This is a genomic window from Bacillus sp. N5-665, assembly GCF_022637375.2.
GTDB lineage: Bacteria > Bacillota > Bacilli > Bacillales > Bacillaceae_G > Bacillus_A > Bacillus_A wiedmannii.
Map to the genome: position 1 here is coordinate 3,056,217 of NZ_CP093325.1, position 13,721 is coordinate 3,069,937.

Consider the following 13,721-nt stretch of genomic DNA (forward strand, 5'->3'; position numbering starts at 1 on the left):
CTCTATCACCCACTATCTTAAATTTTTAAAAATAGCGTTCAAATAGGAAATCAATTTGTTTTTCTACAGGCAGTATTCTTATATCTGCCCCTGATTCAAGAATTGGCATCATTAATGCTGAGAGAAAAATGGATCCGAATATTTGCACTATCATCATCATTAAAATTTCCTGATCCGTTTCATTTGTTATTTCACTTAAAATATTCTTCACTTTACTAAAAACGAGCCTCTTCAAAAAATCACCATATTCGTATTGAGATGTAAATACCGTAGTTCCCCTTGCAATAATTTTCCTAACTAACTCAGGGTATTGCCGAATTACTAGTACATAATCAAGTAAAAATATTTTTAATCTTTCTTTTGCTGGCACATTAATATCATCTAAAATAGAAAAAGCGCCTTGAAAGCTAATTAATAAGACTTTAATCGTCTCACTAATCAACTTTTCTTTTGAGCCAAAATGGTAATTTACAAGCGCAATATTTGTATCCGACAATGCCGCAATTTTTCTTATTGTTACACTTTCGAAGCCTTCGTCTTTAATGAACTCCAATGTTGTATTTACAGAATTTTAAACCTTATCAATCTTTTTGGGGATTCCAAATATAATTACCTTTTTCACATTATAAAAATTTTTCTATAAATTTTTTATATTTTCTACTTTTTTGGCACTTTCATTACTGTAAGTAGAAATTTTTCTCATTTTAAAAATAATACAACCTAAACTAAATGCGAAAAGTGAAAATATCCCAAAAGTAACCTTTATAGTATTTAATGATAGACTCCAGCTAATTAGAAAAGATACTAGTGCCCCCCCTAAACTGGCCGATGCAATAAATAAACTAGTCACTTCATCAATATTATTTTCCATAATACGGGAGGCTAGGATTAATGTTATTGGAAAAACACCCGCTATAACTAAACCAATAATGAAGATGATAAACAAATACATACCTGTACCTTGAACAAAGGGGAATAGAAATAATAGAATCACTAATGTAAAGCAACTAGATGTAATGTATGTCCAATAATTAAATTTATGAGCTAACTTACCTACAAGTATTCTTCCTATAACTATGGCTAGCCAAAAACAAGATATACTTACTGAACTGATTAATTCATTATTGGTAAGAATCATTATTGTAGATAAAAAATTTGCAAGATTGGTTTCTATGCCTGCATATAAGAATGCAAAAAGTGAAATAAATACTATAACTTTAATCTTTTCACTTTTAAATTTAAGAGTGAATGAGGAAAGGGATGCTCCTCCCTTTTCATTTTTTTGAGGAGAAAAATTTAGAAATTTTGTACGTCCAAGCATGTACCAAACAAATAGTGTAAAAATAAAGAATAGTAATATCCCATAAAGAATAAAATACCATTCATAAAATTTTGTAATATAATTAACTAGTAACGGAAACCCTAGCGCCCCAACCCCAAACCATACTTCGAGAATACTAAATTTAGCAGCACTATTCCTTTCTGCTGAAATAATAAAGGAACCCACCGTAGTTTCTAACAAACCTGCTCCATAGCCTAATACAAAGCAAATAACGGCTAAATATGCCCATTCTTTAATATACATAAAACCTCCTAGAACGATGGACATTACTAAAACACCTAATGTTATTGTTTTAAAATAATGATACTTTCTTACTAGTATGGGTGAACTTAGAACACCAAATAAAAAACCCGTAAATTGAAAAAATATTAAAACACCTAATTGATCAGGGGTTCTTCCATAATATTGTATTAATGAAGGAATTAAACTACCTATACAAACATGTATTATTCCTACAATAAAATAAAACAAGCAACCATAATAAAATATTAACCGCATCTTTTCTCAACTCCAATCCAAAATAAAAACAGGGATTTAAGTAAAAGTTTTAAACCCCTGTTTTTACCATAAAACTAAATAGTTGCTACAGATCGTTCTTTATTACTACTGCTTTTATCAAAAAACATATCCAATATTACTTGTGAACGAAACCCATCTTCAAATGTTGCTACAGACTTATTTGGCCCACCTTCCGCAGCCTTAGCCCATTCTATAATTTCACTTCTAAAAGAATCAGACCATTCAAAAATCTCGTTTTCTGGATCGACTAGTAAAGGTAATGGTAACGGGATTTCATGTTTTTCCAATCCATCAAAGAGTATATATTTATTTGGCTCTTTAGAAGAATACTTATATTCTTTCTTCGTACCTATTACCTCTATACTAAAACCACAATCGTCAAGAAATGAACTTTTAGATGTTGTAATATTAACAAAAACCTTATTTTTCAATTGGCCATAAACCTCAGCATAGTCATCAACAAAAACTGGTTTACTTTCTTTTTCCTTAACATTTGTTTTAATTTTAGTTCGAACAGTATCCTCTCTAAAATCACTCTCAAATAAAAACCATAATAAATCTATTAGATGAATTCCTAAATCTCCCAAGGCCCCACTAGTTCTATTGCTTTGAAAATGATCTCGCCAAGTAAACGAAGTTCTCCTAAAAGCGCTATTCTTTTTAAAATGCAATCTTACCACTACTATTTCCCCTAATTCTTCATTTTGAATTAATTGTTTTAAAGCCTTAACATAAGATAGGTGGCGATAGTTAAACCCCATTGAAGCGACTAAATTAGTATTTTTTGCTATTGTCATCATGTATTTTGCTTCTTCACAAGAAATTGCCATTGGCTTTTCACATAACACATGTTTGTTTTTTAATAACGCTTGAACAGCTTGAGATCTATGACAAAAATTCGGTGAAGATATTATTACCCCATCAACTACTTCAAGTAACTCTACATAGCTATTAAAAACCTTCCCACCAAAATTCCCTACCAACTTTTGGGCATTCTCATTATTAACATCATACACTCCAACTAATTTACAACTATCAACAGTTGATAATGCTCTAGAATGAGCTCTTGCAATACTTCCTGCACCTATAATCCCAATATTCATTATATGAACATCCCCTTTTAATTAATAATGTGCTTTAGAGTATTTAAAATTCCAATCGAGTATTCACCTTGAGCTAACATTGAGTGTGTGTTTTTGGCTTCTTCTGTTGCATTTTCTACTAAATAACCATGTCTTACAGCTTGTAGCATTCTTAAATCATTCCCACTATCTCCAAAAGCAATGGCATTTGTTTTATCTAGTTCGTACTTGTCTAAAATAAACTTCACTATCTCATCTTTACCTGTTCCAAGTGGAATAAAATCTACATCATAGCAATTTTCTGGATCACCAGCTAATGGATTACATTTGTTAATATTAACTCCCACTTGGAATATTTCTCCGATTTCTTCTATCTTTTCTAAATTCTTTGCATCAATAAATTCATTTTGCTCTTCATAATAAAAATTAAATTTGTACTTAGAACTTCCTAATTGTGTCTGAGGTCTTAAAAAAATTTCATATTTTAATTCTAGCAATTTAAGAATTCTTTCAATATTTGAAGAATCAAAACCACCCTCTATAATTCTCTCCTCCCAAATTTGATCATCTATAGTAGTCCCATTACTATCAAAGTACGTTATTTCTGTACCTAATCCACTCGCCACAAAATGAGGGAAATACTGAATACCACCCCTTTTCATTTTTTCAACAATTGATTCTAAACTACTTCCCGTTACCCAACCAATTACTAAATCCCCTTTACTTCCGTGTTCATACAAATACTTTTCTAACAATTTCATATTGCTTCTTTTAGAATCATCCATGTTATGAGAATAATAAGTTTCATCAAAATCACAGAACACTACATATTTAGGTTTTTGAACCTGTGGTAGTCTTTCAAAATTTAAAGATTTTAGAACTTCATTATTTATTGACATTGAATAATCCCTCCAAAACGAAATTTTGCTCTTCTAACATCATGTTTGGGTGTAAAGGTAAATGTAATATTTCTTTATGAACTTGCTCTGTATTTAATATATTTTTTTGCAAATCATTTTCCTTTACCCTCTTAGTATTTTGTTTATGAGATAATACCGGATAATAAATATCTGTTTCAATGTTATACAATTGGTACAATTTATTTTTCAACTCGTCTCTTCTTCCATTTTCAACTCTAATCGGAAAAAGGTGCCAGACATTATCTTCTGTCATCTTAGGTAGCTTAATTAATTCTCTATCTTCTAATTCCTTTAAATCACGTATATATCGTTGAGCTAAATACGCTCTTTTTAAATTGTTGTATGATAAGTACTTAATTCTTTCCAAACCAATAGCTGCTTGCAAATTATCAATTTTAGAATTGAATCCAAAGTCTAATACCTTTTTATTTTTTTTATCAATTTCAAATCCATGATAACTATATTGATTGCAACGTATTGCAAGAGTTTCATTATCGGTAACTATTGCACCTGCCTTACCACATACACCAAAATTCTTATATGGGTTAAAACTAAGAACAATAATATCTCCATATTCTCCAAGATTTGAAGAACCAATAGCTTGACATGCATCTTCAATAACTCTTAATTGATATATATCCGCAATTTCACGAATTTTTTTCATTTCACATTGTTTACCATACAAATGTACTGGCAAAATGCATTTAGTTTTTTGGGTTATAGCTTCTTCGATTTTAGACGGATCAATACAATAACTCTTCTGATCTATATCTACAAATATAGGTTTTGCTCCGACTGCTAACACAGCATTTTCAGTAGCAGCAAAACTATTAGCTGGCATAATTACTTCATCCCCCGGCTGGATACCGATAGATAACAATGACACCATTAGAGCATCTGTACCACTACTTGTTGCAATTACAAACTTTTTATTCAAATAACTTCCGATTACTTCTTCTAGTTTTTTTGAAAATGGGCCACTTGTGAATTGACCTGTCAGTAAAACATCTTTTAAAACCCCTATAATTTTTTCAACCTCATCTTGAGAAATCAACCGATTTACTGGCATAAATTCTATTTTCTGTATATTTTTTCTGCTATAATTGAAAATAGCTTTTTCTATATCAATATCTATTTTCAATTTGTTTTCCCTAAATAATTTCTCTTTCATCTTGTGATTCGGTAATATATTACTAATTTCAAATTCTTTTTCTTTTGTTTCCCCCTGTAGGCACTTTAATAAAGCTAAATTGTCTTTACTATGTCCAGAAATTGTAGTAAGAGTTTTCACGTTAAATCACCTCTAAGAAATTATTTTGAAAATCATGAGTAGACTATATTTTATGTTATCGATTACATGTCAACATATTTTTTACGGAGGGTTTCTCTATGGTAACAATTAATGAAATAGCTAAATTATGTAATGTATCAAATGCTACGGTTTCAAGAGTTCTAAATAATCATCCTTATGTAAATTCAGAAAAACGTGAGAAAATAATAAAAGTAATGCAAGAATTCAACTATACTCCTAGTTCTATTGCAAGGAATCTTAGGATAAATAAGACACAAACCATTGCACTATCAATTCCCAATATAGATCATCCCTTTTTCGGAAAATTAGCTAGAGAAATTTCTAAAGAATTATTAAAGCATAATTACAAATTGCTAATTTATCAGACTTTTTATGAGAAAAAAATTGAACTTGAATTACTTTCCTTACTAAAGAATAAAGCTGTAGATGGTGTAATTCTCGCATCCCTAGAAAATAGTTGGGAAAATATAGAGCATTATTTAGCATATGGGCCCATAATACTTTGTAATGAGTATGAGGAAAATGCACCTATTCCGATAATTTGTTACGATGAATTTGAAGCTGGATACAAAGCTGTTAAACATTTAATAAGCAAAGGTCATAAAAAAATTGGCTTTTGTTTTGATTCTCTTAATAGTCAAGCACAATTAAAACGCCAACAAGGTTATCTGCATGCCTTAAAAGAAAAACAATTACCATTCAATAAAAAATGGCTATTTGGAGATGCAATTACTATTAATGATGGGTTTAGAATTTTTGAGAAGCTAGATAAATTAAAAGATAAACCTACTGCATTATTTACAGGAAATGATCAAGTTGCTGCTGGAGTCATTAAAGGAGCTACTATTAAAGGGTATTCTATTCCAACTGACTTAGCTGTTTGTGGTTATGATAATCAATTAATTTGTACAGTTACAACCCCAACAATTAGTACTATTGATATTCCAATTGTTAAACTGAGTAAACGAACCGTTAACGAGATACTACTATATATAAATACAGATGAATCTATTAAACGTAAAATTATTGAATATCCTACTAACTTAATTATTCGTGAATCTACATAATTAAAATAAAAGTTTCTGCTTAAATTTATCTAATATATAAAAAGAGGACGTAAATAATAATGCGTCCTCTTTTTATATCAAATTAAAATGATCCATTAAAATGCTTTTCACGAAGTCAGATAGATAATGTTTTTAAGAAAGTTAAGAACTTACATATTAGCTGTTACAATAGGTGGATCACATAATTCACACCTATTACAAGCATTACATATCACTCATATACTGTTACCTTTTTTAGATATATATAATGATTAAAAATTGTGAAATTTTATAGCATTATGTAAGACATTTAATATCAAATATATTACATTCACTATGAAATTAGTTTGTTTATAGGATTTCTATAGATAAACAAGGTACTAAATTGACTCTTAAGAAGTCATTACTATTACATTTATCTAAAAATTGAAAAAACATGTGTAGATAGATATCATCTTAAATACATATATAATTAATTTTAATTCTCTGACATAATTCCACATAATTCTTAAACCAGTTTTTTGTGCATTATTAAATAAAATATTGCACAATGTCAGTCTTTAAAAGATTATATATCAAAACTTTAAGAGAGGAAGAAAAACTATGAAGATGAAAAGAAAAATCATGATGACAACAGCACTTGCAGCTACATTAGCTACAGGTGCACTACCAACTACATCAGTGTTTGCTGCAGAAAAAGAGGCTCCTATCCAACAAAAAGAGGCTCAAATGGGTATTCAACCATTAGCACAAAATAATTTAGAAACAGCTGTTAATGCTGCCTTAAATGGTCCAGAAATCAAAAAAATAAAAGTATTTGAGCATGAATTTAACGTAAAAGAAATAGAAGTAGTAAATCTAGGTGGAGAAAAAAAATATGTTAAGGGACAAATTTCTCATCATTTAAGTTTCCGTCCAGATGATCAATTTTATTATGAGTTTACTGTGCAAGATGGAAAAGTAGTAGATAAGCCTGTATTTAATATTGATAGAGGTGGTTGGACACCATTTGCTGCTCCACTTTTATCAATTCTTGCTGCGTATAATGGAATTCCAGTTAATCCAAATGATTTAAATACACTTGGTCAGCAGATTGGTAAAGTTATAGATGGAAGCTGGGAACATGCAGCCCAATCTATCGCAACTGTAGTTAGTCTAAGTTTTAATGAGTAAAATGTTTTAATTTTTATTAGCATTGTAGGGACCACTTTTCCTAAATAGCCTTGTTATAAGAAATTCCTGAAACAGCTATAAATAGATTTTTACCGCTCACTCACATTATCTTAATTTGTTAACCACCTTATCATTCATAATATGTCACAAAATAGAAGTCTTTTTAAGGCTTCTGTTTTGTTTGTATACAATACAGCAAAAAGATTATTTTTACCTATCTATGCTTCAATTTTTTAAAAATCCGTTTGGCTATTAGATATAAATTATTACAATAAACTAATAATATCTTAAGTTAGCTCACTACCTCTTTTTAATTACAAAAATTCATTACATTAGGAATAACAAACAATAAATATAGTAAAAAACCATCTTATTATAGCTATTGTTTAAAAGTCAGGAGAGATATAATGAACAAAATAAAAATGAAAAATTTCTTTAAAATTAGTATCCTCACTTATTTTACACTAGCAATTTTAAGTGCACCATCTACTATTTTAGCTGATAGTCATCCAGGTTATTCTTATGAACCCAATATAGGATATCAGAATCCATCATGGATGTCAGAAGTAGCTGATTTAACAAAATTAAGTGAAATATCTATTCCAGGAACTCATGGTACAATGGCTTTACATGGAGCAAGTTTTCTTGATGAAAATTTGACAAGAAATCAAACTATGAGTCTACCCCAACAATTAAATTCTGGAATTCGATATGTAGATATGCGCGTTAAACGTGTAAAGGATTCTTTTGCAATGTACCATGGCATTGTAAATCAAAAAGCAGTGTTTGAAGATGTATTAAAAGACGCAATTCAATTTTTAAAAGATTATCCGACAGAAACAATTTTAATGCGCTTAAAAGAAGAAACTACACCTGAAAGTGGATCTCCATCATTTGAGGAGATATTTTTAAAATATAAAAACGTTAATGCTTCATATTTTTGGGATCCTAATTCCGTACCAACTATAGACAAAAACAACCCTACTTTAGGAGATATCCGAGGTAAAATTGTAGTCTTACAAAACTTTACATCCTCTCAATTGTACGGTATTGATTACGATAGTTTGAATATACAAGATAAATTTGAAATTGGAAGCGGACCAAACGAAATATATGAAAAATGGAATGCGATAAAAATTCATCTACAAAGTGCAAATACTAACTTTAATAATGGAAAAATATATCTTAACCATTTTAGTGGTACGGGTGGTGCAGCCGCATTTTTAAATAATGTATATCCTTGGTTTGTTGCCAGCGGAAAAGAGAATAGAAATACTGATAGTAACCCTAATTTAATTCAAACGAATTCCACTAATGCGTGGGGTGATTTTCCCCGCGATAGAAATGGGCAAGTGTATTATGGTGGGATGAATACACTTGGGACCGAACTCTTACAACAAGGTGGAATTAGACATTCTGGTATTATCGCAGCTGATTTTCCTGGACCAGGTTTAATTGATAGTATCATTAAATTAAATGGTGTACATTCAAATGAAAAAGAGATATTAATTTCGCAAATTCCATCCGAATCTAGCCCTTTATCCGGACAAAAAAATCGATCCAGTCAAAACTTTAAAATTGATAGTTTACCTGTAGGTACCAAAGAATTAAAATGGGTTATTGAACCTTCAGAAAAAGATCATCCTTCTACTATCTCTTTCAATGTAATGATTGATGTTTCCCTAGGTACCGATTCTATTCGTTGGAAAAATATTTCACATGGATCTAGGACTGAAGCTTACACAAATACTAAATATTATATCGCAAGTCCCATTGGTGCCACTAACAAATTCACTGTGAAAATATACGCTATTACAAATTAGAAAATAAAAAATCCCAATGGAATACCATTGGGATTTTTTGTTAATTTCATTTCGTAAACATTAGATGGGGATTAAATTTATTAGTACATCATTTAGACCATTAGAGAATTTATTTTTCAAACACCCTTTATTTTCAAAGAAAAACCCAAAAATGTTAACTACATTTTCCTGATTATCATTTATTCAAAACTGCCTTCCAAAGCGATAGAGCAAAAATCCAATTTGTGTCACCATTGCCTTGATAATCTTGAACTGCTTCATACACTTTTCCCTCATGTACTACTCTATCACCTTTAGTATATGCTTTTCTCGCATCCCATTTTTCATATGTGGAATCCTCTGCCTTTGTTGTTACACTCAAAACATCACTTCTACTAGATTCATTTCCAGCTAAATCATCCGCCGTTACTACATATTTATACGATGTATTAGCCTTCAATTCTTTATCCATAAAGGATGTATTAGCCGTTGTCCCAATTTTATTCATAACTCCAGCGCTTTCTCTATATACAGTATAATGGTCTACACCTACATTATCTTCAGACGGACTCCACATCAAATCAACAGTTGTCGCTGTTGTACTCATACTATGTAATCCTTTCGGTTGAGTCGGAGCCTCTATATCTGGGGTTTCATTTGTTGTCTTAACTTTTAGTTTTTCACTTTCTTTTGATATGTTTCCAGCAGAGTCTAATGCCTTTATTGTATAGGTATATTCCGTATTTGCTTTTAGCTTTTTATCAATAAATGTTGTACCTGGTACCGTATCAATTAATTCTCCATTGCGTAACACTTGATACTCTTTTACACCTATATTATCCGTAGAGGCCTTCCATGTTAGTGTAACACTATTGGCAACAACTTTAGACGCATTTAATCCAGTTGGTTGACTTGGAGCTACTGTATCGGGAGTTTCATTATTTACTAGATTTACATCAATTACATTATAAAACGCATTTGACGTATCTGCTACATCCCATACAGCTAAAATAACATGATAACCATTGCGATCAGTTGGTACATTAATTGTATGTGTTAAATTATTTGATGCGGCCGAAACGTCATGTTTCACAGTTCCAATTGGTTCTAAGTCAGCACGTGTTAATGGCTTATTAGGATCCCATCCCTTTTTTGTAATGTAATAATGCCATTTACTTGTAGAATGTGCAGCTGTATATTTCCATGTAAATGTATTTGCTCCACCCATAATCGTATTTTTAAACCAGCGATTTGATGTTTGTTGGTCAAGAATCCCTCCAAATAGTCCTCCTGCCGAAGCGATTTTCCCATCAATCGGTCCACCATCTGGGAATCCTTTAGGTGCTTCTAGGCTTTGAGGCTCGTACATTATATTTCCACAATTTAAATTCAATGCTCCATAATTCTGACTACATAAAGTAGCACGACTGCTTGGCTTTTCAACAAATCCATGTGCATACGCACTTTGAGGAATCATTGTAATAGCCGTCATCCCTGCAACTAAAACACAAGCACCAATTCCTTTTTTACTTTTTCTTAATCTTTCAAATTTAGATGTAAATTTCAAATTCATTCTTGTCCCCCCAATATATTATTGTTATCGCTAATATAATAGCAATATAAAGATAAACGAACAAATTACTAGTAAATATACTAATATCACTCATACATTGTTATATTTATTATTATTTTTAATCTCATATAAAAATAAAATAAATACAATAACTCTATTTTGTAACATTATGTATTAATAGAGGAATGAAAACCTCACTTAATTTCACAAAAAATTCAAATATTAATTTAAGGAATTATACCTTATTTAGAAAAAATACACTTTTAAAGTAAAAAAGTCTGGAAGGAACTCATAATATCAGTTTCTTCTAGACTTCACATTTCTATTATATAACTTGCAAATAAGTCATTTCCAAAGCTAGATTCACACATATTTTCTAAACCTTAAAAAACACAATAAATAATTTACTTATATTCACATGGTGAATGTACACAAATCCTTTTAATCTTATATTTATTCCTATAAGATACCATAAAATATCCAACTTAACTTTATAGTACTGGTGAATAGTCATCTTCTACCCTGTAAATCCTTATTTTAAACAAATCATCTATAGATTGATAATGTAAAAGAAAGGAATTGAAAATCCAATTTCCTCCATAACATTCTATCAATTTATTATATTATTTTTACCTAATAAGGTACAGGAACAAACAAAAAACTTCAGTGTGCTTGCAATTATTAATAAATATAAACGTTTTTAGGGTGAAACGTTTAAAGGGTACTTTACTGAATTGTTATTAACTGCTCCTGTACCTAGTATTTAAATTAACTTATGTCAATATATTTTACAATACAAGTGTTAAACGTTACATATTTCTATATTTAATGATACATTTCATCAATATAGCCCCCTAATCTTTAGGCTAAATATAGAAATTTAGGCTCGTTAGGATTTAATTGTGGAATTCTCATCATTGCAAATGAATAGATTAGGCACATAACTGTCACAAATTAATCACTTATCTATTTTTTCAACTGTGAAAATTTTATTACCACTTCAATATTTACTCTTAAACTAAAACACATTTATACCTACAATTAATTTATTATCTTTCAAAAGAGTCGATAGTTTTATATTTTTTATTTTTTTATTGTACATTTGTACATTTGATGTTAGGATTATGCCTATTAAAATTGAATCCTAACGATTCTTCTTTATAATTTCTATATTTTAAATACCAAATAAAAATATAGATTCTGAAACACGATCAAAATCAGAATAAAAATGTCGTTATTTTACAATGATGTCGTGGAATACCTTTAGAATGGAAAGATACATGCAACAACGTGTTAAGGGGTTACAGGGGGAACAAAAATGAGAGACTTTTTTGATGATAAGTATAAAAATATTGAATTAAAAAGGAGGTTAATAAATTTAATAAGTGACATTAGCGAGTTCAAAGGAAAATTAGCTGCTTATCAGGAACAAAACCCTGACATATTTAATAATTTAGAAAAAACTATACCACTACATTACATAAAAAATTTCACAACTATTTATGAAGATGTAAAAGTTCCTAATAAAAGATTAAAAGAGCTTATTTTAGATGATATAGTACCTCAAAATATTTCAGAAGATGCTATTTTTTGTTATTATCAAACACTTTCTTTTGTACATAAAAACTCCTGTACTTTATTAATTAATCCAGCAACTATACAGGAATTACATTTTCAACTAATACATTACCTTACCTCTGACAGTGCCAAATGGCGTGAAAAACCTTTTATTATTCCAGGTATTCCCGAGCATGGAATGCACTTGAATAGTTACCACATTCTTCCACATGAACTTATTCCGCAGTTTATGGAGCAATTATGTGATCAATACAACTCATTAAATACTAGTAAGGGACTACATTCGCTTTTATTAATAGCTCGTTTTATATTAAATTTTTATTGCATTGTCCCTTTCAATCAAGGTAATAACAGGCTAGCATTTATGTTAATGCAATTACTGTTAATTAAGAGTGGACATACATTTGTAAAACATGTATGTTTGGATAAATATATTAAGAAAAATGAATCTGATTATTACAATTCGATTTATAAATCTTCCGTGAATTGGTACTGCGAGGAACATAATAGTAGCTTTTGGTTAAAAACGTTTTTAACAATTATTTTAGAGGCTTACAAAGATCTTCATAACACAGTTCTAGATTCTATATGTAAACATACTAAAGTTGAGAGAATTCAGGATTTTATACTTAAACAAAAACACCCCTTTACTAAGGAGAGTATTCGTAGCACTTATCCAGACATTGCAGAGAGTACAATCAGTAAGGCTTTAAATTCCTTGCAATTATTTGGGCATATTAAGCTAGTTACAAAAGGAAGAAACGCAAAGTGGACTAAAGTTTGACCATACTTTTATAACTCTTACAGTTCAAAAATTCAATTATAACGTTATCAATTGTTTCCATGATTTTGGGATCAAATTCATGGAATGTCATTTTAATTTTAAGCTATTATTACTACTTTAGTTATTTCTAATTCCTACACAACAATTTATAGGAAAAGGTACGTTTCCTTCCACCTTTTCCTATAAAAATATTAGATATTAACACAGAAAGATTGTCGAAAAAAGTCGTATTTTACTATTTTTTCTTTATTTTCTGGTTGTAAACGTTTTAATTTCATGTTACCATCTTAATCAAACAATAGAGGGTAATAAAAATGAAAGTATTTCTTTCCCTTAGGAACATATAAACGTACGGTAACATCAAGTAAATAAGGCCAAAGAAATATTTGATACCTTCCAAAATAAACAATAGGAATTTTGCACTTTAATTTTTTCTTTCAATTTAGAAAAATACATTTTGTCCCTAAACAAAAATTGTTAGCATGCAAAGTTCAAATACACTAGAACACCCAAATAAATGTAATTTCTTTTTAATCGATCATTAAAATATGAAAAAAGTATTCTTCCTACAAAATTCAGCTGATTAACTT

At 29.9% G+C, this 13,721-nt stretch carries 10 protein-coding genes; 4 read left to right on the forward strand and 6 right to left on the reverse strand.

Annotated features, from left to right (window positions below; translation table 11 throughout):
- Window positions 1–25 precede the first annotated feature (25 nt).
- The 5 genes from MNO09_RS18365 to MNO09_RS18385 all read right to left on the reverse strand — a co-directional run bounded on the left by MNO09_RS18365 (window position 26) and on the right by MNO09_RS18385 (window position 5,154).
- Window positions 26–553 carry a TetR/AcrR family transcriptional regulator gene (locus MNO09_RS18365; protein WP_078183643.1) on the reverse strand — a complete coding sequence of 176 codons (528 nt, stop codon included), beginning with the start codon at window positions 551–553 and terminating at the stop codon, window positions 26–28.
- A gap of 84 nt (window positions 554–637) precedes the next feature.
- Window positions 638–1,840 carry an MFS transporter gene (locus MNO09_RS18370; RefSeq protein WP_001236740.1) on the reverse strand — a complete coding sequence of 401 codons (1,203 nt, stop codon included), beginning with the start codon at window positions 1,838–1,840 and terminating at the stop codon, window positions 638–640.
- A gap of 74 nt (window positions 1,841–1,914) precedes the next feature.
- Window positions 1,915–2,964, reverse strand: a complete 1,050-nt coding sequence (locus tag MNO09_RS18375) for a Gfo/Idh/MocA family protein (RefSeq protein ID WP_088107175.1) — start codon at window positions 2,962–2,964, stop codon at window positions 1,915–1,917.
- 17 nt (window positions 2,965–2,981) lie between these two features.
- Window positions 2,982–3,842 (reverse strand): HAD-IIB family hydrolase, encoded by an 861-nt coding sequence (locus tag MNO09_RS18380; RefSeq protein ID WP_000026449.1) that lies wholly within the window; start codon window positions 3,840–3,842, stop codon window positions 2,982–2,984.
- A complete protein-coding gene (locus MNO09_RS18385) occupies window positions 3,829–5,154 on the reverse strand; it encodes a DegT/DnrJ/EryC1/StrS aminotransferase family protein (RefSeq protein ID WP_241950038.1) in 1,326 nt (441 codons plus the stop codon). The genes MNO09_RS18380 and MNO09_RS18385 overlap by 14 nt, the downstream gene beginning before the upstream one ends.
- Window positions 5,155–5,252: 98 nt before the next feature.
- Between MNO09_RS18385 and MNO09_RS18390 the strand changes: the two genes are divergently transcribed.
- The 3 genes from MNO09_RS18390 to MNO09_RS18400 all read left to right on the forward strand — a co-directional run bounded on the left by MNO09_RS18390 (window position 5,253) and on the right by MNO09_RS18400 (window position 9,217).
- Window positions 5,253–6,242 (forward strand): LacI family DNA-binding transcriptional regulator, encoded by a 990-nt coding sequence (locus tag MNO09_RS18390; protein ID WP_000256376.1) that lies wholly within the window; start codon window positions 5,253–5,255, stop codon window positions 6,240–6,242.
- Between the two features lie 582 nt (window positions 6,243–6,824).
- Window positions 6,825–7,394, forward strand: a complete 570-nt coding sequence (locus MNO09_RS18395; protein WP_070168833.1) for a methyltransferase — start codon at window positions 6,825–6,827, stop codon at window positions 7,392–7,394.
- Between the two features lie 407 nt (window positions 7,395–7,801).
- Entirely contained in the window at window positions 7,802–9,217 is a 1,416-nt protein-coding gene (locus MNO09_RS18400; RefSeq protein WP_001033586.1) for a phosphatidylinositol-specific phospholipase C, read from the forward strand.
- Between the two features lie 175 nt (window positions 9,218–9,392).
- On the opposite strand, the gene MNO09_RS18405 is transcribed toward MNO09_RS18400, so the two are convergent.
- On the reverse strand, window positions 9,393–10,769 hold the full coding sequence (locus MNO09_RS18405) for a lytic polysaccharide monooxygenase (protein WP_001049446.1): 1,377 nt from the start codon (window positions 10,767–10,769) through the stop codon (window positions 9,393–9,395).
- Between the two features lie 1,318 nt (window positions 10,770–12,087).
- Here MNO09_RS18405 and MNO09_RS18410 point away from each other — a divergent pair.
- The gene (locus MNO09_RS18410; protein WP_088107174.1) at window positions 12,088–13,131 is read left to right on the forward strand and encodes a Fic family protein; all 1,044 of its coding nucleotides are present in this window, start codon (window positions 12,088–12,090) and stop codon (window positions 13,129–13,131) included.
- Window positions 13,132–13,721: the final 590 nt, after the last annotated feature.